This window comes from Streptomyces sp. URMC 124, from assembly GCF_051386455.1.
GTDB lineage: Bacteria > Actinomycetota > Actinomycetes > Streptomycetales > Streptomycetaceae > Streptomyces.
Window position 1 is genome coordinate 15,174 of the sequence record NZ_JBPQTS010000061.1, and the last position, 24,283, is coordinate 39,456.

Annotated in this window: 13 protein-coding genes and 1 tRNA gene; 10 read left to right on the top strand and 4 right to left on the bottom strand. The window is 74.4% G+C overall.

Going from position 1 to position 24,283, the window contains the following annotated elements; translation table 11 throughout:
- The 6 genes from ACSNOG_RS15250 to ACSNOG_RS15275 are packed head-to-tail and all read left to right on the top strand — an operon-like array spanning position 1 to position 13,911.
- On the top strand, positions 1–6,915 hold the full coding sequence (locus ACSNOG_RS15250) for an aminotransferase class I/II-fold pyridoxal phosphate-dependent enzyme (protein WP_436753185.1): 6,915 nt from the start codon (positions 1–3) through the stop codon (positions 6,913–6,915).
- Positions 6,916–6,919: 4 nt separating this feature from the next.
- Positions 6,920–7,966 (top strand): NAD-dependent epimerase/dehydratase family protein, encoded by a 1,047-nt coding sequence (locus ACSNOG_RS15255; protein WP_436753186.1) that lies wholly within the window; start codon positions 6,920–6,922, stop codon positions 7,964–7,966.
- Entirely contained in the window at positions 7,953–8,828 is an 876-nt protein-coding gene (locus ACSNOG_RS15260) for a thioesterase II family protein (RefSeq protein ID WP_436753187.1), read from the top strand. The genes ACSNOG_RS15255 and ACSNOG_RS15260 overlap by 14 nt, the downstream gene beginning before the upstream one ends.
- Positions 8,816–9,886 carry an SAM-dependent methyltransferase gene (locus tag ACSNOG_RS15265; RefSeq protein WP_436753188.1) on the top strand — a complete coding sequence of 357 codons (1,071 nt, stop codon included), beginning with the start codon at positions 8,816–8,818 and terminating at the stop codon, positions 9,884–9,886. Before ACSNOG_RS15260 ends, ACSNOG_RS15265 begins: the two co-directional genes overlap by 13 nt.
- 38 nt (positions 9,887–9,924) lie before the next feature.
- A complete protein-coding gene (locus tag ACSNOG_RS15270; protein WP_436753189.1) occupies positions 9,925–12,639 on the top strand; it encodes a PEP/pyruvate-binding domain-containing protein in 2,715 nt (904 codons plus the stop codon).
- 57 nt (positions 12,640–12,696) lie between these two features.
- Positions 12,697–13,911, top strand: a complete 1,215-nt coding sequence (locus ACSNOG_RS15275; protein ID WP_436753190.1) for a Rieske 2Fe-2S domain-containing protein — start codon at positions 12,697–12,699, stop codon at positions 13,909–13,911.
- 240 nt (positions 13,912–14,151) lie between these two features.
- Here ACSNOG_RS15275 and ACSNOG_RS15280 read toward each other — a convergent pair whose 3' ends face one another.
- Both ACSNOG_RS15280 and ACSNOG_RS15285 read right to left on the bottom strand, forming a co-directional pair.
- A complete protein-coding gene (locus ACSNOG_RS15280; RefSeq protein WP_436753191.1) occupies positions 14,152–15,615 on the bottom strand; it encodes an MFS transporter in 1,464 nt (487 codons plus the stop codon).
- A 588-nt stretch (positions 15,616–16,203) separates the two neighbouring features.
- A tRNA-Leu gene (locus tag ACSNOG_RS15285) sits at positions 16,204–16,291 on the bottom strand.
- A gap of 105 nt (positions 16,292–16,396) precedes the next feature.
- Here ACSNOG_RS15285 and ACSNOG_RS15290 point away from each other — a divergent pair.
- Positions 16,397–17,725: a DUF2254 domain-containing protein gene (locus ACSNOG_RS15290; protein WP_436753192.1), complete on the top strand. Its 1,329-nt coding sequence runs from the start codon at positions 16,397–16,399 to the stop codon at positions 17,723–17,725.
- 101 nt (positions 17,726–17,826) lie between these two features.
- On the opposite strand, the gene ACSNOG_RS15295 is transcribed toward ACSNOG_RS15290, so the two are convergent.
- Positions 17,827–19,449, bottom strand: a complete 1,623-nt coding sequence (locus tag ACSNOG_RS15295) for an aldehyde dehydrogenase family protein (protein ID WP_436753193.1) — start codon at positions 19,447–19,449, stop codon at positions 17,827–17,829.
- Positions 19,450–19,665: 216 nt separating this feature from the next.
- Here ACSNOG_RS15295 and fdhD point away from each other — a divergent pair, with 216 nt between their 5' ends.
- Entirely contained in the window at positions 19,666–20,520 is an 855-nt protein-coding gene (fdhD, locus tag ACSNOG_RS15300) for a formate dehydrogenase accessory sulfurtransferase FdhD (protein WP_436753194.1), read from the top strand.
- Between the two features lie 55 nt (positions 20,521–20,575).
- Here the strand turns inward: fdhD and ACSNOG_RS15305 are convergent, their stop codons facing one another.
- Complete coding sequence (locus tag ACSNOG_RS15305) at positions 20,576–21,037, bottom strand: MarR family winged helix-turn-helix transcriptional regulator (protein ID WP_436753195.1); 462 nt, start codon at positions 21,035–21,037, stop codon at positions 20,576–20,578.
- A gap of 135 nt (positions 21,038–21,172) precedes the next feature.
- Between ACSNOG_RS15305 and ACSNOG_RS15310 the strand changes: the two genes are divergently transcribed.
- Together ACSNOG_RS15310 and ACSNOG_RS15315 are read left to right on the top strand one after the other, a co-directional pair.
- Positions 21,173–22,132 carry a quinone oxidoreductase family protein gene (locus tag ACSNOG_RS15310; RefSeq protein ID WP_436753196.1) on the top strand — a complete coding sequence of 320 codons (960 nt, stop codon included), beginning with the start codon at positions 21,173–21,175 and terminating at the stop codon, positions 22,130–22,132.
- A gap of 169 nt (positions 22,133–22,301) precedes the next feature.
- On the top strand, positions 22,302–24,283 hold a 1,982-nt coding region (locus tag ACSNOG_RS15315), incomplete at its 3' end, for an exo-alpha-sialidase (RefSeq protein WP_436753197.1).

Sequence of the window (24,283 nt, forward strand, 5' to 3'; positions counted from 1 at the left end):
TTGAGTCGAGGACCGAACGGAAAGCTCCGGCCGAACGGGAAGCTCCGGCCGGGCGGCGAACCGCAGACCGTGGCCGCGCTGCTCCGGTGCCGCGCGGACCGCACGCCGGACGCGCTCGCCTACCGCTTTCTCCCCGGTGCCGACGACGCGAGCCAGTCGTGGAGCTACGGGGAACTGGACCTGCGCGCCCGCACCGTGGCGGGGCGGCTGCTGCGCGAGAACCTGAGCGGCAAACCCGTCCTGCTGCTCCACCCACCCGGCCTGGACTACATCGCCGCCTTCTTCGGCTGCCTCTACGCCGGGGCCGTCGCCGTCCCCGCCTACCCGCCGGACAGCGCCCGCTTCGGCCAGACCATGCCCCGGCTCGCGGCCATCGCCCGGGACTCCGGCGCCACCCACGCCTACACCACCGCCGACGTGCGCGACGCCGCCCGCGCCAAGCCGCAGGAGATCTCCGCGCTCGGCCTGGACGGACTGACCTGGCTGACGGCCGCCGACCTCGGGCCCGCGGACGCCGACGCCTGGCACGAGCCGGGCACCTCCGGGGACTCCCTCGCCTTCCTTCAGTACACCTCGGGGTCGACGTCCGACCCCAAGGGCGTGATGGTCACCCACGCCAACCTCGTCCGCAACCTGCGCTCCATCCACCTGCACCTGGAGCACGACGAGGACTCCGGCATGGTCTCCTGGCTGCCTCCCTACCACGACATGGGGCTCATCGGCGGCATCCTCACCCCGCTCTACGGAGGCTTCCCCGCCCACCTGATGGCACCGGCCACCTTCGTGCGGCGGCCGCTGCTGTGGCTGGACACCCTCTCCCGCACGGGCGCGTCGACCAGCGTCGCGCCCAACTTCGGCTTCGAGCAGTGCCTGCGCCGCATCACCGACGAACAGCGCGACGCCCTCGACCTGAGCGCCTGGCGGCTCGCCCTGAACGGCGCCGAACCCGTACGGGCCGAGACGCTGGAGCGCTTCGCCGACCGCTTCGCCCCCAGCGGCTTCGACCGCCGGGCCCTGCTGCCCTGCTACGGCCTGGCCGAGGGCACCTTGATGGTCACCGGCACCGGCGCCGGCCGGCCGCCCGTCCTCGGCGCGTTCGACACCGGCGCCCTCGCCCGCGGCGAGGCCGAGCCCGCCGCGGAGGGCGCGCAGCGCGTGACCCGGGTCGTCGGCTGCGGCGGCCCCGTCCCGGACGTCGAGGTCGCCGTCGTCGACCCGGAGACCCGCGCCCGGGTGCCCGAGGGCCGCGTCGGCGAGATCTGGGTGGCCGGGCCGAACGTCGCCGACGGCTACTGGAACCGACCCGCCGCCACCGAGGAGTCGTTCCGCGCCCGCATCGCCGGCGAGGCGGAGACCGCCCACCTGCGCACCGGCGACCTGGGCTTCCTGCGGGACGGCCAGCTCTACGTGGTCGGCCGCACCAAGGACGTCGTCATCGTGCAGGGCCGCAACCACTACCCGCACGACGTCGAACTGACCGCCGAGAAGGCCACGGACGCCGTCCGCCCCGGTTGCGGCGCCGCCTTCGGCATCCCCACCGCCCAGGGCGAACAGCTCGCCCTCGTCTACGAGACCGGCGGCGGCGACCCCGCGGCGGCCCTCGCCGCGCTGCGCTCCGCCATCGCCGAGGAGCACCAGGTCGCTCCGCACACCGTCGTCCTGCTCAAGCGGTCGACGGTGCCCAAGACGACCAGCGGCAAGATCCAGCGACAGGCTTGCCGGGCGGGCCTGACCGGCTTCGGACTGGAGGTCGTGGCGGCCAGCGTGGTCCGCGACGACGACGCGGGCCCCGGCCCCGTGGCCCGCGCGGCGGGCGCAGCGGGCGGACCGGGCGGACCGGGCCGGGAAGAGGTCGTGGCGGCCGTCACCCGCGTGCTTGGCCGGACCACCGGAACCCAGGAGGTCGCAGGCCGCGGCTTCGCCGAACTCGGCCTCGACTACCCGGGGTTGCTGGACGCGGTGGCCGAGCTGGAGCGGGAGTTCGGCGTGCCGGTCGCGGTGGGCGAGCTTCTGGTGAGCCCGACGGCGGACACGCTGGTCGAGCTGGTGCTGGCGGCCGGTTCCGACGCGTACGCAACCGCCGCGGACGCGGCCGCGGAACGGCCCGGCGCGACCACGGCTGCGGGTGGGACCCACGAGAACCGCCCCGCGGACGGGTCCGGCGCAGGCGCGGAAGCGCCGGGCGGCGGGCCCGCGCACGGCACGGCCACGGCCGTCACCGGGCCCGGCGCGAAGGCGCACGCGAGCCGGCCCGCCGAAGGCCCCCGCCCGGGCATGCACGCAGGCCGACCCGGCGAAGGACCTCGCGCGGGCACGCCCGGCGACGCACCCGGTGCGCACCCGCCCGGCCGTACGCCCGGCGAAGGCGCACCCGGCGGCGCGCCCGGCGCCGCCGATGTCGAGGCGTGGCTCGTCGCGCGGATCGCGAGGCGGCTCGGATTGCGGGCCTCTGCGATCGACCGGGACCTGCCGTTCACCTCTCTCGGGCTCGACTCCCGGCAGGCGGTGGCCGTTGCCGGTGAGCTGGGCGCCTGGCTGGGGCGCGAGCTGCCGGCGGGCCTGGTCTTCGACCATCCCTCCGTCCGCGCGGTGGCGGCCCGCCTGGGCACGCAGGAGCGTCCCCGGACGACGGCCGCCCCGGCGGCACCCGCCCCCGGCGAGCCCGTCGCGATCGTCGGCATGGGCTGCCGCTTCCCGGGCGCCCCGGACGTGGACAGCTACTGGCGCCTGCTGCTGGACGGCCGCGACGCCGTCGGCGAGGTGCCGCGCGACCGCTGGGACCCGGCACTCGTCGACGCCCCCCGCCACGGCGGTTTCCTGGACCGCGTGGACGCCTTCGACGCCCGCTTCTTCGGGATCTCGGCGCGCGAGGCCGCGCGCATGGACCCGCAGCAGCGGCTGCTGCTGGAGGTCGCCTGGCAGGCCTTCGAGGACGCGCACGTCCCGCCCGCGCGCCTGGCGGGCAGCGACACCGGCGTCTTCGTCGGCATCAGCAGCCACGACTACGCCGAGCTGCAGATGCCGCACCTGGAGGCGGTCGACGTCTATTCGGCGACCGGCAACGCCCAGTCGGTGGCGGCGAACCGGCTCTCGTACCACTTCGACCTGGCGGGCCCCAGCCTCGCCGTGGACACCGCGTGCTCGTCCTCCCTGGCCGCCGTGCACATGGCGTGCCAGAGCCTGCGGGCCGGCGAGTGCCGCACGGCGCTCGCGGGCGGGGTGAACCTCATGATCACGCCGGGGCTGTCGGTGGCGTTCGCGCAGGGCGGGATGCTCTCCGCGGACGGGCGCTGCCGGACCTTCGACGACGCGGCCGACGGCTACGTGCGCGGCGAGGGCGTCGGCCTGGTCCTGCTCAAGCCGCTGTCCGCGGCGCTGGCCGACGGCGACCGCGTCCACGCGGTGATCCGCGGCTCCGCCGTGGGCCACGGCGGGCGCAGCAACGGCCTGACGGCCCCGAAGGGGTCGGCGCAGCGCACGGTGATGGCGCGGGCCCTGGCCCAGGCGGGCCTGGAGGCCTCCGCGGTGGGCTACGTCGAGGCGCACGGCACGGGCACGGCGCTCGGCGACCCCGTCGAGTGGGAGGCGCTGGCGGGCGTGTACGGGCAGGGGCGGGCCGCGCGGGAACCGTGCCTGGTGGGCTCGGTGAAGACGAACATCGGTCACCTGGAGGCGGCCGCGGGGATCGCCGGGCTCATCAAGGCGGCCCTGGTCGCCAAGTACCGCCAGGTGCCGGCCTCGCTGCACCTGACCACGCCGAACCGGGGCCTGGACCGGGAGGGCGCGGGCCTGGAGGTGGCCACGGAGCGGCGCGCGCTCCCGGTGCGGGACGCGGCGCGCGCCGGGGTGAGCTCGTTCGGGTTCGGCGGCGCCAACGCGCACGTCGTCCTCGAAGCGCCGCCCGAGGCGACGCCCGCCGCCCCGGCCGGGGGATCTCCGCGCCCGCGGCACGCGCTGTGCCTGTCGGGGCACACGCCGACCGCCCTGGCCACGCTCGCACGTCACTACCGCACGTATCTGGCGGCGCACCCGGAGGCGGACCTGCGGGCGGTGTGCCGCTCGGCGAACACCGGGCGCGCGCACTTGGCGCACCGCGCCGTGCTCACCGGCGCGTCGGCGGCCGATCTGGACGCCGCGCTGGAGGACCTGGTGCGCGAGCGCCCCTCGACGGCGGCTGTCCGCGGCCACGTGCCGGGCCGGCCTGAGCCGAAGGTGGCGTTCCTCTTCAGCGGTCAGGGCACCCAGTACACGGGCATGGCGAAGGAGTTGTACGGCGCGCACGAGGCGTTCACGGGCACGCTCGACCGCGCGGACGCGGTGCTGCGGCCGCTGCTCGGGACGCCGCTGACCCGGCTGCTCCTCGACGAGGAGGGGGCTGCGCAGCTGCGCAGCACGCGCTACTGCCAGGCGGCCCTGGTCGCGCTGGAGATCGCGCTGGCCGGGGTGTGGACGTCGCTGGGCGTGCGCCCGGCGGCCGTGCTGGGGCACAGCGCGGGCGCGATCGCGGCGGCGGCCGTGGCCGGTGCGGTGTCTGTGGAGGACGCGCTGGTCCTGGCGGCGGAGCGCGGGCGGCTGATGGACGCGCAGCCCGGCGACGGCGCGATGATCGCGTGCGTCGGCGACGCGGCCGCGGTCCGTACGGTGGCGGAGGGCTTCGCTTCGGTCGCGGTCGCCGCGGTCAACACCGGTGACCACCTGGTGCTGTCGGGCGAGGCCGCCGAGATCGCCGCGGCGGGCGAGGCCCTGCGCGGGCGCGGCGTGACCGTACGGCCGCTGGTCGTCTCGCACGCCTTCCACTCGCCGCTGATGGCGGGCGCGGCGCGGCCGCTGCTGGAGGCGGCCGGGCGGATCGCCTTCGCGGAGCCCGCCGTGCCGTGGGTCTCCGACGCGACGGGCGAGCTCACCGGCCGCCCCGACGCCGCTTACTGGCGCGCGCACATGCTCGGCACGGTGCGCTTCGCGGACGGCTTCGCAACGCTGCGCCGTCTCGGCTGCGACGCGTTCGTGGAGGTCGGCCCGCATCCGACGCTCCTCAACCTGGGCCGGTCCATGACCGCTGCCGAGCCCGGCACGGCGGACGTCCCGGCACCGCTGTGGCTGCCGACGCTGCGGCGCGGCGGCGACGCGTGGGAATCGCTCCTGCAGTCGCTGGGCCGGCTGCACTGCGCGGGCGGCGCCGTGGACTGGGCCGCGCTCGACGGCCAGGACCCGCCGCGGCACGTCCCCGTGCCGCACGCGGTCTTCGAGCGGGAGTCGTACTGGTTCACGGCCCCCGCGGAGCAGGCGCGGCGATCGGCACTGACGGGCCCCGCCCTGCCCACCGCCGCCGCACCGACCTCCACGCCGTCCGCCGCGCCGTCTCCCGCGCCGCGGGAACCGTACGTCCCGGCGGCCGCCGGCGCGGGCGTCGAGGGCAGCGTCCTCGGCCACATCGCGCGGATCTGCGGCTTCCCCGCCGATCAGATCCCGCCGTACGCCCGCCTGGGCGTGGACCTGGGGTTCGACTCGCTGATGCGGACCGATCTGCAGCGCAGCATCGCCGCCCAATTCCCCGATCGGATGGACGACTTGCACCGTGACCTTCCCGAGGACCCGACGGTACGGGACCTGGTGGACCGCCTGGGCGACGGCGGCGGACCCGTTCCGCAGGCCCCCGTCGCCGTCCCCTCCCCCTCCCCCTCTCCGGCGCAGGCCGTTCCGCCCGTGGTGCCGCGGCCCGCGCGGCCGGCGGTGAAGCAGGAGTACGCGTTCGAGGAGTGGGCGGAGTACGCCGAGCTCCAGGGGCGGCTGCGGCAGGCCCGTTCCGGCGGCGCGAACCCGTACGGCCGCTCGCACGAGGGCTTCAACTCCGCGGAGGCCACGATCGGCGGCCGCAAGGTCGTGAACTTCGCCGCCTTCAACTACCTGGCGCTCTCGGGCCATCCGCAGGTGCGCCAGGCCGCGAAGGAGGCCATCGACCAGTACGGCACGTCGGCGTCGGCGACCCCGCTGCTCTTCGGCGAGACGCCGCTGCACCACGAGCTCGACGCCGAGATCGCCTCGTTCCTCGGCACGGAGGCGGCGATCGTCTTCGCGGGCGGCCACGCCACCAACGTGGCCACGGTGGGGCACCTGTTCGGGCCGGAGGACCTCATCGTCCACGACGAGTGGAGCCACGACTCCACCGTGCGCGGCTGCGTGCTCTCCGGCGCGCGGCGGCGGCCGTTCCCGCACAACGACTGGGAGGCCCTGGACCGGATCCTGACCGCGCTGCGCGGCCGGCACCGGCGGGCGCTCGTGGTGATCGAGGGTGCCTACAGCCAGGACGGCGACATCCCGGACCTGCCCCGGTTCGTCGAGGTCAAGCGGCGCCACGGCGCGATGCTGATGATCGACGAGGCGCACTCGGTGGGCGTGCTCGGGGAGACCGGGCGCGGCATCGGCGAGCACTTCCCCGTCGACCGGGCCGACGTGGACCTGTGGATGGGCACGCTCAGCAAGGCGATCGGCAGCCTCGGCGGCTACATCGCGGCCCGCGAGCCGATCGTGGAGTACCTGCGCTTCACCGCTCCCCTGCACATCTTCAGCACCGGCATCTCGCCGGCGAACGCGGCGGCGGCCCTGGAGGCGATCCGGGTCGTCCGCAAGGAGCCGCAGCGCGTGGCCCGGCTGCGCGAGCTGTCGGACTTCTTCCGCGCCGGGGCCCGCGCGCGCGGCCTGGACATCGGGGTCTCCCGGGCGTCCGCCGTCATCCCGGTCATCACCGGCGACTGGGAGAAGACGATGGCCCTGTCGAACTCCCTGCTGGAGCAGGGCGTCAACGTCATGCCCATCGGCTATCCGGCCGTCGAGCGCGACAGGTGCCGGCTGCGCTTCTTCGTCAACGTCGACCACACCGAGGTCGACCTCGAAACCGCCCTCGACCTTCTGGTGTGATCCCATGTCGACGCAGAACACGGAAACATCCGGCCCCGGCGGGCAGCCGGACGTCCTGGTCACCGGGGCGAGCGGGTTCATCGGCGGGCACCTCGTCCGCCGCCTGGCCGAGCGCGGCCACCGGGTGCGCGTGCTCGTCCGGGAGGGCAGCGACCGGTCGGGGTTCGCGGGCTCGGAGGCCGACGCCGTTACCGGCGACCTGAACGACCTCGCGAGCCTGCACCGGGCCACGGCCGGGGTGCGGCAGGTGTACCACTGCGCCGGGATGTCGGCGGACTGGGGCGCCTGGGAGGACTTCCGGCGCATCAACGTCACCGGCGCGGCCAACGTCGTCGAGGCCGCGGCCCACGCGGGCACGGTCCAGCGGGTGCTGCACGTCAGCACCACCGACGTCTACGGCTATCCCGTACGTCCGTGCGACGAGCGCACCGAGCCCCGCGACACCGGCCTGCCGTACAACCGCAGCAAGCTGCTGGGCGAGCGGGCGGTGCGCGAGGCCGCCGAGCGCACCGGGGTGCCGGTGACGGTGATCCGCCCGGTGTCCGTCTACGGGCCCGGCAGCAAGGACTTCGTCATCGAGATCGCGGACCTGCTGCTGCGCAAGCAGATGGTCTACATCCGCCAGGGCCGCGTCCCGGCCGGGCTGCTGTACGTGGGCAACGCCGTCGACGCCATGATCGACGCGTGCGCGTCGGAGGCGACGGCGGGCCGCGCGTACAACCTGCGCGACCCGGAGACGACGACGTGGCGCGAGTACATCGAGGCGCTCGCCCGCGGCCTGGGCGCGCCGCCGCCGAAGCTCAGCCTGCCCACGCCGGTGGCCACCCTCGTGGCGACCGTCTCGGAGAAGCTGTACGGCGCCTTCGGTATCACGGCGCGGCCGGTCCTCACCCGCCACGCGGTGCACCTCTTCGACCGCGACCAGTCGTACGGGATCGAGCGCGCGCAGGAGGAGTTCGGCTTCAAGAGCCCGGTGGGCTTCGAGGAGGGCATGCGGCGCACCGTGGCGTGGCTGGACTCGGCGGAGGGACGCAAGCATGTCGCCCGCTGAGCCGCTCGTCACCGCCCTTCCCCGGGACGCCCTGTGGTTCCCGCGCTTCGGCGCTCCGCCGCCCGCCACCGGCGCGGGGACGCTGCTGGTCTGCTTCCCGTACGCGGGCGGCACGGCCTCCGTCTACCGCGACTGGCGCGAGCGCCTGGGCAGGGAGGTCGTGGCCGTACAGCTGCCCGGCCGCGGCCTGCGGATGCGCGAGGAGCCGTACACGTCCGCCGGGCCGCTCGTGGCGGATCTCGCCGACGAGCTGGTGCGCCGGGGCCTGACCCGCGACTACGCGTTCTTCGGGCACAGCATGGGCGCGCTGCTGGCCTACGAAGTCGGCTGCGCGCTGCGGGAGCGCGGGGAGCCCGGGCCGCGCCACCTGTTCGTCTCCGGCAGCCGGGCGCCCCACTTGTACGGGGACCGCACCGAGCACCTGCTGCCCGACGCCGGGCTGCGCCGGTTCGCGGCCGGCATCGGGGCGCTCGGCGACGGCGACCGGGCGCCGCTCAACGACGCCTATCTCGCGCGGAGGCTGCCGGTCCTCCGGGCGGACCTGCGGGTCTGCAACGACTACCGGTGGCGGCCGCGCCGTCCGCTGGGCTGCCCGATGACGGCGTTCTCCGCGAGCGACGACCCGGTCGCGGAGGCAGCCGAGGTGGAGGCGTGGCGCGCGTACACGGCGAGTTCGTTCCTGCGCCACCACGTGCACGGCGACCACTTCTTCCTCACCGCCGGCGGCCCGGCGCGGGAGCGGCTGCTGCGGGAGCTGCGCGGTGAACTCGCCCGGCTGCCCCGCCCCGCGGCGGCCCTGTCGACCCCAGCCGGGGCCCCCGCGGCCCCGTCCGAGCAAAGGGAACCCTCATGGACGTACTGAGCCTGGTCAAGAGTGTCGGGAACCGCGTGGGGGAGCCGCTCGGCGACGCCCTGAACGCGGTGCGGATCGTCGGCAACTGGCGGATGCCCCTGCTGCTCGCGGTGTCCAAGGGGTTCATCACGCCCGTCTACCGGGCGGCGTTCCTCGCCTCCGCGGCGGGCTCCGGCGTCCTCGGCTGGCTGGCCGTGCGCCCCTGCGACCTGGAGTCGCTGGCCGACAAGCTGGGCGCCGCGCAGGACAAGCAGCGGCTGCGGGCCTGGCTGGAGGTCGGGGTGCGGCTCGGCGAGCTGGACAAGCGCGAGGGCTGCTACCGGCTCAAGGGCATCGCCGCCCGGACGCTCGCCCGAGCGGGCAACGACGCCCTGGCCGCGGCCCTGGAGGAGGTGCTGCGCTTCCACGTGCCGGTGCTGCTCGGCGGCCCGCGGATGGCGGCGACCGGGGAGCGCTTCTCGCTGGGCGACCAGGACGGGCTGGTCATCGCCCGCTCCACGCGGGTGATCGAGCCGTTCGTGGAGGCGGCGATCGCGCGCACCCTCGACCGCGACGCCCCGGTGCGGATGCTGGAGGTCGGCTGCGGCAGCGGCGTGCACGTGCGGCACGCGGCGCGGCTCAACCCGCGGCTGTCGGCCCTCGCGATCGACATGCAGCAGGAGGTCGCGGACACCGCGTCCAAGAACATGGCCGAGTGGGGGCTCTCCGACCGCGTCGAGACCCGGCGGGGCGACCTGCGCACCCTCGACCTGCAGCCGCAGTTCGACCTCGTGACGATGCACAACAACATCTACTACTTCGCCGAGGACGAGCGCGTGGCGGCGCTGGAGCGGGCCCGCTCGCTGCTCGCGCCCGGCGGCAGGATCCTGCTCACCACGGCCTGCCAGGGCGGCAACATCGGCCTGGACGTCCTCAGCCTCTGGTTCGCCTACGCCGACTTCGGCGGCCCGCTGCCCCGCGAGGACGGGCTCGTCGCGCAGCTGGAGCGGGCGGGGTTCACCGGCGTCGAGTCGGCCCGGCCCGTCCCGGGCGAGCAGTTCCGCGCCTTCACGGCCACCAGCAAGTAGTCCCCCGCGCAGGCCCGAGCGTCCAGGAGAGCCCCAACATGGCAACCCGTCCCCAAGACACCGCCACCCTCGCAGCGCCGACCGGCGACGTCGTCGAGCTCGGCGGCCCCGGGCAGGCCGACCCCGCCGTCCTCGGCGGCAAGGCGGCCCGGCTCGCCGACATGATCGCGGCGGGGCTGCCGGTGCCGCCCGCCTTCTGCCTGACCACAGCGCTCTTCACCCGCTACCTCGCCGACACCGGCCTGGCCGGCAAGATCGAGGGCACCGACGGCGGGACGGTCCGCGAGCTGATCCTCGCGACCCGCATCCCCGCCCCGATCGCCGACGAGATCCTGGCCGCCTACGAGAAGCTCGGCCGGCCGCGGGTGGCCGTGCGCTCCTCGGCGCTCAAGGAGGACTCGGCGGCGCGCTCCTTCGCCGGCCAGCACGACACCGTGCTCGACGTCGCGGGGGACGCGGCGCTGCTGGACGCCGTGCGGCAGTGCTGGGCGTCGCTGTGGTCGGCCCGGGCCACGGCCTACCGCGACGGCGCGACGGCCGGGGCGATGGCCGTCGTCGTCCAGGAGATGATCCACTGCGACGTCAGCGGCGTGCTGTTCACCGTCGACCCCGTCAGCGCCCGGCCGCACCGCGTGGTGGTCGAGGCGTGCCAGGGGCTGGGCGAGGGGCTGGTGTCCGGGCGGGTCTCCAGCGACCTGTTCGTCGTCGACGACGGCAGCCTGGAGGTCGTCGAGGAGCGGGTGCGCTACAAGGTGGCCAAGTGGGCGCCGCTGGCACCGGGGAAGATCGGCATGACGAAGGTCGACGCCGCCGACCGCAACGTCCCCTGCCTGGACCACGCGCAGCTCGCCGAGCTCGCGCGGCTCGGGCTGCGGGTGCGCGAGCACTACGGCAGCGAGCAGGACGTCGAATGGGGCCTGCGCGACGGCGCGTTCCACCTCTTCCAGACCCGCCCGATCACCACCGGGCCGGCCCCCGCCGACACCGCCGCGCGCGCCGGGGCGCTCAGCCCGTACGTGACCGAGCAGCCGGAGCCCGTGCAGAAGGGCACCCTGTGGTCGCGCATGGACATCGGCGAGATCTTCGTCGGCCTGATGACGCCGCTGGGCCTGAGCTTCGCGCGCTACTACCAGGAGAACGTCCACCTGGACTGCGCCGCGGCCCTCGGCGTGCGCGACACCGGCGACGCCGACCTGCACATGGGCTACTACCAGGGCCACATCTACCTCAACATCTCCTACAGCGCCTACCTGCTCGGCCAGGCCCTGCCCACGCGCGACCAGCGCCACTTCACCAAGCGGTTCGTCGGCGAAGACGTCGAGGGAGGGGAAGGAGGGGCCCTCGCCGACTACGCGAACCCCTTCGGGACGTTCCCCGGCGGCGTGGAGGACGTGCTGTCCACGGCGCACTGGCTGCGCTGCACCGCCGCCGAGGCGGTGCGGATGACGTCGCGGTCCAAGGAGATGGTCGCCTCCCGGCTCTACGAGTTCGACCGCGCCCGGCGGCTGGACCTCTCGCGCATGAGCCGCCGCGAGCTGCACGCCGAACTCACCCGCAACCTCGGCTACTTCCACGACAGCCACGTGGGCTACATGCCGTACTACATCAACGCCTTCGGGTTCTACGGGATCCTCACCGAGCTGTGCCGGGCGTGGCTCGGCGCGGAGGGCGAGAACCTGCAGAACCGCATCAAGACCGACATGTCGAGCCTGCGGACGGTCGAGTCCGCGAAGGAGATCTGGGCCGTCGCCCAGGCCGCCAAGGACCGCCCCCGGGTCCTGCGGATCATCAACGAGCAGCCTCTGGAGTCCGTCGAGGAGACGCTGCGCGCGGACGACGAGGGCGCCGTCTTCTGGGAGCGGCACATGGAGCCGTTCCTGCGCGCCAACGGCACCCGCGGCCACCAGGAGATGGAGCTCACCCACCCGCGGTGGATCGACGACCCGTCGTACATCTTCCGGATGATCCGGCGCTACGCCTCCGACGGCTTCTCCGCCGACGACATCCTCAGGCGCAGCAGCGGCTACCACGACGACTCGCGGGAGGTCCTCAAGAAGCTCTCGCTGCCGCAGCGCAAGGTGATCGAGACGGTCATCTCGCTGTACGCGCTGTGCAGCGAGCTGCGTGAGACCACCCGGATGTCGATGATCACCTCGATCTGGCTGGTGCGGAACGTGGTGTACGAGGTCGGCCGGCGGCTGGTGGAGGCGGGCGTCCTGCACTCCCTGGAGGAGGTCGCCCACCTCGCCTTCGAGGACGTGCGGGCCTACCTCGCGGGCGGGGCCGACGAGGCGGCGGCCTTCCCCCGGGAGCGGATCGACGAGGCCCGGCGCCTGCACGAGTACCGCAAGCGGCTGCCGGAGCCGCCCCTGACCTTCATCGGCGAGCACGACATCACCCAGGCCGTGCGGCCCGCTCCCGACGGGGCCCGGCTCAGCGGGCTGGGCGCGAGCCCCGGGCGGGTCGTCGGCCGCGCCCGCATCGTGGAGGACCTCACCTGGCAGGCCGACGAGTTCGAGCCCGGCGAGATCCTCGTGACCCGCTACACCGACGCGTCGTGGACACCGCTGTTCGCCATCGCCGGCGGCGTCGTCACCGACGTCGGCTCCATGCTGTCGCACAGCTCGATCGTCTCCCGCGAGTTCCACGTGCCCTCGGTGGTGAACACCAAGTACGCGACGCAGAGCATCAGCACCGGCGACATGGTCATGGTCGACGGCGACACGGGGACGGTGGAGGTCGTCGAGGGCTGAGCCCCCGTCCCGAGCAGAAACCGCAGGAGAACCGAGGAGAACCGAGGAGAGAACGACATGATCCCCAACCAGTGGTATCCGGTGCTCCCGGCCGAGGAGGTGCGCAACGACAAACCCACGGGGTTGCGCCGCATGGGCCAGGAGCTGGTCCTGTGGCGCGACCTCGACGGCAACCTCGTCTGCCAGGGCGCGCGGTGCCCCCACAAGGGCGCGAACCTCGCCGACGGCCGGATGAAGGGCAACTCCGTCGAATGCCCGTACCACGGCTTCCGCTACGGGCCCGACGGCGCGTGCAAGGCCGTGCCCGCGATGGGCTCCGGGGCCCGAATACCCCGCTCGCTGCGGGTGCCCACCCACCCGGTCCGCGAAGCCCACGGCCTGGTGTGGCTGTGGTGGGGCGAGGAGCGGGCCGCGGCCGACCTGCCGGACCTCGGGATCGCACCGGTCGTGGCCGGCAACCCCAAGGTCCACTCGACCCTGCACTGGACCCGCCCGGTCCACTACACCCGCTACATCGAAAGCCTGCTCGAGTTCTACCACATCACGTACGTCCACCGTGATCACTGGTTCAACTACATCGACTACCTCTTCCTCTACGGAACGGCGCGCAAGCTCGGCCTCGACGGCAAGGAGCGCTACCTCGCAGCGACGAAGATCGTCAACCACAAGCTGGAGACCGAGGCGGACGGGCTGACGCTGCGCTACTCCTTCGACCACCAGGAGGAGGCCGACCCCTCCAACACGACGCACTACGTCATCACGTTCACCTTCCCCTGCCAGGTGCACGTCCAGACCGAGCAGTTCGAGGCGACGTCGTGGCTCGTCCCCGTCGACGACGGGCACACCGAGCACATCCTGCGCTGGTACGAGTACCCGACGGTCAAGCCGTTCCTCCGCTCCGAGCGGCTGCGGCGCATCCTGCCCCGGGCCTCCCTCTACATGGAGAAGTGGATCCAGGACGTCCAGGACGTCCGCATCATGGAGCGCCAGGAGCCGAAGATCAGCGAGGGCGGCGTCAGCAAGTTCATCCCCGTCGACGAGCTGAACGCGAAGTACCTGGCCATGCGGTCACGGCTGATCCAGGAGGCGGCGCAGTCGAAGGCGGCGAAGACTCCGGGGCCCGCGGAGAGCGCGGAGACGGCGGAGGCGGCTGCCGCCGAGACCCCTGGGGCCGTGGCGGCGCCGAAGCCCGCGGCGAACGGCCGCCGGGCGGCGAAGGCCGCCGCGAACGGCAACGGCGCCCCGGTGGCCCCGGCGAGCAGGGGGCGCTGAGTTCCGCCGGCTCCCGTGGGGGCGGGTCTCACCCGCGGGGCCGGGTCTTACCGCGGGGCCGGGTCTTACCGCGGGGCCGGGCGGCAGCGACGACGGGCCACGGCGGGCGCGGGCCGGCCGGCGGTGCCGGGCCCGGCCGAGCCCGACCGGCGCCGGACGGCGGCCCGCCCTCGCACGCCGTCCGGAATGCGGAGAACCCCGGCTCGGAAGCCGGGGTTCTCCGCCGAGGGCGACCGGGTGTCAGCTCTGGGCCTCCGCCGTCACCGGCTTGGGGATCAGGAAGGACGCCGCCAGGGCGGCGGCCAGGATGACGACGCCGGCGATCATGCCGGCGGTGTAGCCGGTGGACGAGGCCGGGTCGGACGGCTGCACGGCGGTCTTCACCGCGTACAGCAGGGCGAAGCTCAGGCCCGCACCGAGGTTGAACGCCCCCGCGTTGAGGCCCGGCAGGAAGCCCGGGTTCTCCTTGGGCGACAGGACGATGCCCAGGCCGTTGAGCACGATGTTCGCCACGCCCGCGTAGGTGATGCCGACCAGCAGCGAGGCCACCAGCAGCAGGACGCGCGAGTCCGCCGGGACGGTGAGGATCATCAGGACGACGGACGCCGCCGACCCGACGAGACCCAGCCGCAGGACGCGCCCGTAGCCGAAGGTGGCGGCGAGACGACCGGCCACCGGGCCCATGGCGAGGCCCGCGAGGGCGTAGGGGGTGAGCGTCCACCACGCGGAAGCCTCGGCGGACATCCCCAGGCCCGCCTGCGCGTCCTGGGCGAGGGAGGGAATGAGGCCGTTCATCACGGCGAAGACGCCGGTCATGGTGAGCGTCGTGGTCAGCAGGGTGGCCCAGGTCCCGCGCTGCTTGAGGTGGCGGGTGGCCACCAGCGGGTGGGCGCTGCGGTCCTCGGTGCGCCAGAACAGGGCGAACGCGACGGCGGCCACGACCGTCAGCGCGGCGACCACCGGCCAGCGGGCGGCGCCCAGCTTGCCCGCCTCGTTGAGCGCGATGAGCAGCGAGCCGACGGAGACGACGAGCAGGGCCACGCCCGGCCAGTCCATCCGGTCGGCGGCCACGACCTTCGACTCGCGGGTCAGGGTGGCGACCAGGACGGTGGCGAGGACGGCCACGACGGCCATCGCCCAGAAGACCGCCTGGAAACCGTGGTTGTCCGCGAGGAAGCCGCCCGCGAGGGAGTCCACACCGGCGACGCCGCCGTTGACGGCCGTGATCACACCGAGCAGCGTGCCGTAGCGCTTCGGCTCGGTCACCTCCACCCGCAGCATGATCAGGCACAGGGGCACGGTGGGCCCGGACGCGCCCTGCAGGATCCGCCCGGCGAACAGCACGGGCACGCTCTCCGCCAGCGCCGCGACCACGCAGCCGACGGCCATCAGGGCCAGCATGCCCGCCAGGACCTTGCGGCGTCCGATCACGTCGCCGAGCCGCGGCAGGAAGAGCGAGAAGAGGGCGGCCGACGTGAAGAACGCGGTCTGCGTGAGCCCGATCTCGGCGGAGTCGGCGCCCAGGCTGTCCTCGATGCTCTTCAGCGCGGGGCTGAGCATGCTGGCGTTGAGCTGGAAGGCGACGCAGGCCGTGAGCAGCGCGGCGACCAGCACGCCCACCCGGACGGGACGGCGGCCCGTCACATCAGCGGCGGACCGGTCACCTGCGGCGCGCTCGGCGCGCCCGGTGGTGGAAACGTTCATGCCTCGTGGATCTCTGATAGTTCAGGGCACACGGAAAAACCCCAGCCCGGCTGGGGTTTCGGTGGTGTCCAAGGATGACCTGCGGAAGCGCCCCGAAGAGGAGCGCTTCGTACCATATTACCCGCCCGGGCGGGCCCCCTGCCGCGCAGGCACGTGGCTGCCGACACCCGACCCGATCCACGGCGAGCTACTCCGACCGAGTGAACGCCTTCACTCACACGAGGGGGGCCGGTCAACGAGCATGGACCGAGAGCAGCGAGGGTGAGACAACGGCTTCACAAGCCTCCCCGGAGCCGGGTCCACCCCGCTCCCCGGCTGATGGAGTCGACATGCGTGGTATCGCTATCGCTGTTTCCACGGCTCTTCTCGGTTTCCCCCTGGCGGCCCTCGCGGGACCGGCCGCGGCCGCACCCGCATCCGTCACGGCCAACCAATGCATGCTGGGTGGCGGGACGGTAGTGCGGATCTCACCCACCGTGAGGGTCTGCGTCGGCGGCATCTTCGACGGCCAGACCGTTTCGGGCTGAAGGGCCGCGACGAGGGCCGTCCGGAAAAACAGAAAAACCCCAGATCAACTGGGGTTTTTACTGGTGTCCGAGGGGGGACTTGAACCCCCACGCCCGATAAAGGGCACTAGCACCTCAAGCTAGCGCGTCTGCCATTCCGCCACCCGGACCGGGTGTCGTCTTCGCGGGGTTTTCCCCGCGGCGACATGGATAACAATACCAAGGTTTCGGAGTGCCTTTCACCTGGGTATCCGGCCCGGGCATAAGGTCCCTTTATGGGCAATACGGGCCAAGCCCGGGCGGTGGTGGGTGCGCGGCGGCGGCCGCGGGCCCTGTCGCCGCTGCGGGAGCACCTGCGGGACACCTTCTGGTTCGCGCCCACCGCGGGGCTCGTCGGGGCCGCGGCGCTGGCCGCCGGGGTGCTGGAGGTGGACCGGCTCCTCATCGGGGCGCTGCAGGCCGAGGGGGACTACGCGACCGTCGAGTCCCTGACCGGGATCGCCGACGACGCCAAGACGATCATCACCACCGTCGGCTCGGCGATGCTGACCTTCATCGGCGTGGTCTTCTCGATCTCCCTGGTCGCGCTGCAGATGGCCGGCGGGCAGTTCTCCCCGCGCGTGGTGCGCCTGTACGTCCGCAGCCGGATCACCAAGTGCACCTTCGCGGTCTTCCTGGCGACGTTCCTGTTCGCGCTGCTGGTGCAGGCCTCCTACGAGGGCGAGGCGGACCCCCGCACGGTCTCCACCGTCCCCGTCGTCTCCGGCATCGTGTGCGTCGGGCTGGTGCTGGTGAGCCTGGGCCTGTTCGTCGCCTACGTGAACTCCACGCTGCGGCTGATGCGGGTGAGTCACGTGATCGACCGGATCACGCGGGAGTCCCTGCGGGTGCTGGGCAGGCACGGTGTCGCGGAGGACGAGCGGCCCGTGCTCGCGGAGCCGGGCGCGGAGGTCGCGCACACGGGCCGCGCCGGGGTGCTGCGGGACGTGAACGTCGCGCGGCTGGTGCGGGTGGCACGGCGGCACGGCGTCGTCCTGCGGCTGATCCCGCGGATCGGGGACTTCGTGGTGCCCGGGACGCCGGTCCTGGCGGTGCACGGCGGAGCCGCACCCCCGCCCCGCGCGCTGCGGTACACCGTGACGGTGGGGGTGGAGCGGACCTTCCACCAGGACCTGGGGTTCGGGCTGCGCCAGCTGTCGGACATCGCGCAGCGGGCCCTGTCCCCCGCGGTGAACGATCCGACGACGGCCGTGCAGTGCCTGGACCGGATCACCCAGTTCCTCGCGGCCGTGGCCCGCCGCCCGCTGGGGGCGCTGCACCACTGCGACCACAAGGGGGCGGTGCGCCTGGTGCAGGACGTGCCCGGCTGGGCGGACCTCGTCGACCTGGGGTTCGCGGAGATCCGCGGCTGTGCGACCGGCAGCCCGCAGGTGACCCGGCGAATGATGGCGGCCCTGGAGGACCTCTGGTGGCTGGTCCTGGCGGACCGGCGCCCGCCGCTGGAGCGGCACCGCGCGCTGCTGGAGCACGCCGTGGCGCGTACGGCGGCGGACGCGGCGGACCGGGAGTTCGCGCTGCTGCCGGACCGGCAGGGAATCGGCTAGGGGGATCGGGGCGGGATCGGGCAGGGCCGCCGCGGGCGCACCGCGACGGCCCCGGCTCTCACCGCGTCACGGTGCGTGCAGGGCGCGCGCCGCCCCGGGCCTCACGGCATCAGGTGGTAGTCCGGGAAGTTCCCCGGGAGCCGTTCGCCGGGCGGGCCCTCCGTCACCGCGCGCACGAGCAGTTCGCCGCCGACGAAGGCGCCGCGCCACGACGCCCCGAAGCCGCCGAAGAGCTCCTCGCGGTCGCCGCGCGAGCGGGGGCCGTTGCGGCCGACCTTGAACGCCCGTATCTGCGGGGCCAGGCGCGCGAAGACCGCCTCGTCGTCGCAGGACAGGGCGGCGACGAGCGCGCCGTTGCTGGCGTTCATGGCGGCGAGCAGCTCGGCCTCGGTGTCGACCGGGACGACGGTGTCGACGGGGCCGAAGGGTTCGGCGTGGTGCAAGGGGGAGGAGGGCGGCGGGCTCAGCAGCGCGATGGGCGGGACGTACGCGCCGGTGTCCTGGCCCGGCAGGAAGCGGCCCTCGGCCAGGCGCCCGCGGTGCAGCGGTACGGCGCCCCTGCGGACGGCCTCGTCCACCTGCCCGGTCAGCTCCTGCGCCTTGGCGGCGGTGATCAGGGGCCCGAAGTCGAGCTCGGGGAGGTCGTCGCCGGGCGCCCGCACTGCGAGCGGGTGACCGAAGGAGACGTCCCGCACCGCGGGGAGGTAGACCGCGAGGAAGTCCGCGAAGGCTTCCCGCTGCACGACGAACCGCGGGTAGGCCGTGCAGCGCTGCTTGGCGTACTCGAAGGTCTTGCGGATCCGCGCGCCGAACGCCGTCCAGTCCGTGAAGTCCCACACGCCCCAGGTGTTGAGGCCCTCTTGTTCGAGGACGTGGCGCTTGCCGAGGTCGGCCACGGCGGTGGCGACGCGAGCGCCGGTGTCCCGCCCGCCGACGAAGGACACGCAGCCGATCCCGGGGGCGCGCACGAGCGCCTCGGACAGCTCGCCGCCGCTGCCGCTGACGAGGGTCAGGGGGACGCCTTCGCGCGCGGCGAGCGCCGAGGCCAGCGTCAGGCAGGCCAGGCCGCCGTCGGTGGGGGTCTTGGCGATCACGGCGTTGCCGGCCAGCGCCTGGACGAGCATGGCGTGGGCGAGGACGCTCATCGGGTAGTTCCAGCTGGCGATGTTGCTGACGGGGCCGGGCAGCGGGGTGCGCCCGGGCAGCATGCGGTCGATCTCCGCCACGTACCAGCGGACGCCGTCGACCGCGCGGTCCACGTCCGCCCGGGCGAGGCGCCAGGGCTTGCCGATCTCCCAGACCAGCAGAAGGGCCAGCAGGTCGCGGTGGGCGTCCAGGGCGTCGAGGGCGGCGGCGACCCGCGCCTTGCGGTCGGCGAGCGGCACGTGGCGCCAGGCCCGGTGGGCGTCCACGGCGGCGCGGACGGCCCGGTGGGCACCGGCCGCGTCCAGGCGGGGCGGGCCGGGCAGGGGCGTGCCGTCGACGGGTGTGGTGGCGGGCAGCGGCCTGCCGTCGGCCTGCCAGGCTCCGGCCCAGAGGTTGAGGACGCGGTCGTCGCGGAACGCCTCGGGCGCGGCGGCCAGGCAGCGCTGCCAGGCGGCGGCCCACTCGGTGCCGGGCTTGAGCACGAGGGGCGGGGCGGCGGGCCTTGCGGAGGGGGACGAGGGAGGGCTCGTACGTAAGGGAGGGCTTGTGCGTACGGGAGGCGTGCGGTCGGATGCCATCGCTGATCTCCGCTCTCGTGACGGGAGGGGCGGGAACGTCGGCGGTCCACTACCGGACGGTAGCCATACGGAACGGTAGCCACCCCCGGGCCGCGGGGAGCCGCCCCGGCCGCCGATGAGGCCCACGTCACGCCGGTAAGGCCACCGATGAGCTCCCGTCACGCCCGGGCACAATGGAGCGGCCAGCAACCCCACCACCACCGGGACTGATCGCTCATGGGACGGGTCACCGAACGCCGCCGCGTCATCCGCATCAGGGACGGGGCGGTCAGCGCCCGCCCGGACACGCTCGTGGCCGAGGAGCCCCTGGAGATCCGGCTGAACGGCAAGCCGCTGGCCATCACCATGCGCACGCCGGGCGACGACTTCGCGCTCGCGGCCGGCTTCCTGGTGAGCGAAGGCGTACTCGGCAGCGCCGAAGAGCTGGCGAACATCGTCTACTGCGCGGGGGCGACGGAGGACGGCTCCAACACCTACAACGTCGTCGATGTCCGTCTCGCGCCCGGCGTGCCCGTTCCCGACGTCACCCTGGAGCGCAACGTCTACACGACGTCCTCGTGCGGCCTGTGCGGGAAGGCGAGCCTGGAGGCCGTACGGACCACGGCGCGTCACCCGCTGTCGGACGGGCCGTCGGGGCCGATGCGGCTGGAGCCGGCGCTGCTGGCTTCCCTTCCCGGCCGGCTGCGGGAGGCGCAGCGGGTCTTCGACCGCACGGGCGGGCTGCACGCCGCGGCGCTGTTCTCCGCGGACGGCGAACTGCTGGACGCGCGCGAGGACGTGGGCCGGCACAACGCCGTCGACAAGATCGTGGGACGGGCGCTGCAGCAGGGCCTCCTGCCGCTGTCCGGGACGGTGCTGATGGTCTCCGGGCGGGCCTCGTTCGAGCTGGTGCAGAAGGCGGTGATGGCCGGGATCCCGGCGCTCGCGGCGGTCTCGGCGCCCTCGTCGCTGGCCGTGGACCTCGCGGCGGAGACGGGGCTGACGCTGGTGGGCTTCCTGCGCGGGGCGTCGATGAACGTGTACGCGGGTGAGCAGCGCATCGTGCTGGAGGAGGCCACGGCGGCGGGCTGACGGCCGTTCACGCGTCCCCGGCCCGACACCCTCCGTTGCCCCACCGGCCCCTTCGTCACCCCACCGGCCCCTCCTCGCGCTCCTCCGCCACGCGCGCGAGGAGCGCGGTGAACTGCTCCCGCTCCGCGGGCGTCAGCGCGGCCAGCAGCGCCTGGTTGGCCTCGTCGCCCAGGCGGGCGAGCCGGTGCAGGCAGCCGCGGCCCTCGGCGGTGAGGGCGATGGCGTTCTTGCGGCGGTCGCCGGGGTCGGGGGTGCGGGTGACGAACCCGGCCCGCTGCAGGTCGTTGAGGATGCCGACCATGTCCTTGGGGTCGAAGCCGGTCATCCGCCCGAGGTCGGCCTGCGCGACGGGGCCGGAGTCGGCGACGGCGGCGAGGACGGCGTGGTGCGGCATGCGCAGGCCTTCGCGGGCGAACGCCTCTCCCAGCAGCCGGCGGCCGCGCGCGGAGGCGCGGTTGAGGAGCCAGCTGGGGAGGGTGCGGATGTGGTCGAGCGCGGGCTCGTGGGGCTCTGTCATGGCGCGACCCTACCGAAGGAACCGTTGGCAGCCCCAATAAAAAACGTTGGACATCCCCATGAATTTCGACCTATCGTTGGGGCTCCCAACGAAACCCGTCGGGGAGCCCGACGACACCCGTGGAGGTGCGCGCCCATGCGCCGTGTCCGCTATCACCTGAACGGCGGTCCCGAAGTCCTGCGGCTGGAGGAGGCCGACATCCCCCGGCCCGGCCCCGGCGAACTGCTGCTGCGCACCGAAGCCGTCGGCGTCACCCTGCCCGTCGTACGGAAGGTACGCGGCGGTGGCCTCCCGCTGCCCGCGAGCCTCGGCGGCGAGGTCGCCGGGGAGGTCGTGGCCACCGGCCCCGGCGTCACCGGCTTCGCCGTCGGCGACCGCGTCACCGGCCTGTGCTTCGGCGACGGCTACGCCGACTACTCCCTGCTGAACACGGCGATGGCCTCGCCCGTCCCCCGCGGCGCGAGCGCCACGGACGCCGTGGCGCTGGTCCGCTGCGGCCTGGTGGCCCGCGGCGCCTACGCGGCCGCCCGGCCCGCCGCGGGTGAGTCGGTCCTGGTGACGGCCGCCGCGGGCGGCGCGGGCCACCTCGCCGTCCAGCTCGTCAAGGAGCTCGGCGCCGGGCGGGTCGTGGCGGCCGTCAGCACCGCGACGGCCCGGGCCAAGACCGGCTTCCTGCGGGAGCTGGGCGCGGACCACGTCGTGACGTACGACGCCCTCGCCGGCGAGGAGCCGGACGCCTGGGGCGGCCCGGTCGACATCGCCCTGGACGCCGTCGGCGGCGACCTCCTCTCCCCCGCCGTCGCCGCCCTCGCGCCCGGCGGCCGGCTCGTGGCGTACAGCTCGGGCGGCGGCACGATCGAGGCGTACGACCTGCTCGTCGGCGCGAAGTCCGCGGTGGGCTTCCAGATGGCGCTCATCGCCCGCGACCGGCCGGAACTGATGGAGCAGTGGCGGCAGGAACTGTGGGAGCTGTTCGCCGCCGGGCGGCTGCGCCCGCGGGTGCACGCCGAACTGCCCCTGGAGGCCGCCGCGGAGGCGCACGAGGTCATCGAGGCGCGGGTCAACCTGGGCAAGGTCGTCCTGCGGCCGATGTGAACCGGGGATGCGCGCGAACCGGGGCCCGCGTGAACTGACGATCTGCGTGAACTGACGATCCGCGTGGACTGACGATCCGGGCGAACCGGCGATCCGCGCGAAACTGGCGGTCCGCGCGAAACTGGCGGTCCGCGCGAACCCGTATGGGCTCATCGGCCGGGTCCGCCTTGTGCGACAGTCGTACGGGACCTACGTTCGGCCTCATGGCGTCGTCGTCGCCGTCCGTCGTACTGGTCCCGCCGTCCCCCGACACCCCGTCAGGAACGCGGTCTCCGCCGCCGCGCTGGCGGGCTCGTTCCTCCTCCTGCCACCCGTCGCGGCGCAGCAGGCCCGTGCCACGGGCACCCGGTCCGCCCCGTTCGAGTTCGAAGAGCAGGTCCTGTTCCGGGCCGGCCGGGAGGCCGACGGCGGCGTCTACGCCTGCTTCCGCATCCCGGCGCTGGTGAGGACCGCCCACGGCACGATCCTCGCCTTCGCCGAAGGCCGGAAGGGCGACTGCAGCGACGCCACCGACATCGACGTCGTGGTCAAGCGCTCGGCCGACGCCGGCCGCACCTGGAGCCCGCTGCAGGTGGTGGACGAGGGGCGCGGCGACACCCACGGCAACCCCGCCCCCGTCGTCGACGCGCGCAGCGGCCGGATCACGCTCCTCACCACGTACAACAAGGGCCGTCCGGGCGGCGGCAATTGCGACGTGCCCTGCGACCGCACGCCCCACCTGCAGCACAGCGAGGACGACGGCGCGCACTGGAGCGCCCCGCAGGACCTCACCCGGGACCTGCGGCCGCCCGGCTGGAACTCCTGGTACGCCACGGGCCCCGGCCACGGCATCCAGCTCGCCCGCGGGCCGCACCGCGGCCGCCTGGTCGCCGGGCTCAACGCCGAGAGCCACGACGGCACCGCCGTCCGCGCCAACCACGCGGCGCTCGCCCTCAGCGACGACGGCGGCGCGCACTGGCGGCTGGGGGCGGTGGACACCCACCCGATCACCCCCGAGGGCACGTACGGGCAGAAGCCGTCCGAGCTGACGCTCGCCGAGCGGTCCGACGGCGCGGTGTACGCGGGCGGGCGCGAACAGGACGGCACCGAGCTGGGCAACCGCGACGCCGCCGTCAGCCCCGACGGGGGCATGCGCTTCGACGGGCCCTTCCGGGCCGTCCCCGACCTCTACACGCCCATGGTGCAGGGGTCGGTGGCCGTGCCGCGCCCCGGGCGCTGGCTCTTCGCCTCGCCCGCCGACCCCGACCGGCGGCGCTCGATGACGATCCGCTCCTCCTACGACCAGGGGCGCACCTGGGAGGGTGTGGAGCACGGCAGGCTCGTCACGGCCGACTGGGCGGGCTACTCCGACATGGCCGTCGTGGAGGGTCCCGGTGCAGGGGGATCCGGCGCCGAGGGCCCTGCCGCAGGCCGCGGCGCCGAGGATTCCGCGGACGGCGGCGACGTCACCACCGGCCTGCTCTACGAAGCGGGCAAGCGCGACGCGCGCGACGAGATCCGGTTCGCCCGCTTCACGGAGGAGTGGCTGGGGCCCCGCCCCGGCCCCTCGCCCGTAACGCCGGACCGGGCGCCGGGGGCGCGGGGCGCGTACGTCCTGGGAGGTCCCCGGCAGGTCGCGGGGCGCTCGGGCGGCGCCCTCGCCTTCGACGGCGCGGACGACGCCGTGCGGCTGCCCTACCGGCCCTCCCTGCCGCTGGGGGAGCGGGACTTCACGGCGGCCCTGTGGTTCCGCTCCCGGCCCGCGGCCGCGCGGGGCGAGCAGCCGTTGCTGTGGATGGGCGGCATGGGAGGGGCGCCGCAGGTGGTGCTCCGGCTCGCCCCCGGCGGGCGGGTCACCGGGCAGGTGACGGCCGTCGCCGGGGCGGGGCCCGCCCGGACGGTGGTCGTGCGGTCCCCCGGCGGGTACGGGGACGGGCGCTGGCACCGGGCCGTGCTGCGGCGCGGCGGGGGGCGGATCGTCCTCACGGTGGACGGGAGCGCGGTGGCGGCGGCCGGCGTGACGGGGGCGGTGAGCCGCAATTCCACGTTCGGGGTACACCTGGGGCAACGCCCGGATGGCCGGGAGTACCTGGCGGGGGAGCTGGACGACGTCCGGGTGTACGGGCGGGCCCTGACGGACGGTGAGGTCGCGCGGCTGCGCGGGGGCGGGGG

Bases quoted from the DNA above. Each gene is read 5' to 3' on its own strand.
- ACSNOG_RS15275 (WP_436753190.1), top strand. From the start codon at position 12,697: ATGATCCCCAACCAGTGGTATCCGGTGCTCCCGGCCGAGGAGGTGCGC.
- ACSNOG_RS15265 (WP_436753188.1), top strand. From the start codon at position 8,816: ATGGACGTACTGAGCCTGGTCAAGAGTGTCGGGAACCGCGTGGGGGAG.
- ACSNOG_RS15260 (WP_436753187.1), top strand. From the start codon at position 7,953: ATGTCGCCCGCTGAGCCGCTCGTCACCGCCCTTCCCCGGGACGCCCTG.
- ACSNOG_RS15305 (WP_436753195.1), bottom strand. From the start codon at position 21,037: ATGACAGAGCCCCACGAGCCCGCGCTCGACCACATCCGCACCCTCCCC.
- ACSNOG_RS15280 (WP_436753191.1), bottom strand. From the start codon at position 15,615: ATGAACGTTTCCACCACCGGGCGCGCCGAGCGCGCCGCAGGTGACCGG.
- fdhD (WP_436753194.1), top strand. From the start codon at position 19,666: ATGGGACGGGTCACCGAACGCCGCCGCGTCATCCGCATCAGGGACGGG.
- ACSNOG_RS15310 (WP_436753196.1), top strand. From the start codon at position 21,173: ATGCGCCGTGTCCGCTATCACCTGAACGGCGGTCCCGAAGTCCTGCGG.
- ACSNOG_RS15295 (WP_436753193.1), bottom strand. From the start codon at position 19,449: ATGGCATCCGACCGCACGCCTCCCGTACGCACAAGCCCTCCCTTACGT.
- ACSNOG_RS15255 (WP_436753186.1), top strand. From the start codon at position 6,920: ATGTCGACGCAGAACACGGAAACATCCGGCCCCGGCGGGCAGCCGGAC.
- ACSNOG_RS15270 (WP_436753189.1), top strand. From the start codon at position 9,925: ATGGCAACCCGTCCCCAAGACACCGCCACCCTCGCAGCGCCGACCGGC.
- ACSNOG_RS15290 (WP_436753192.1), top strand. From the start codon at position 16,397: ATGGGCAATACGGGCCAAGCCCGGGCGGTGGTGGGTGCGCGGCGGCGG.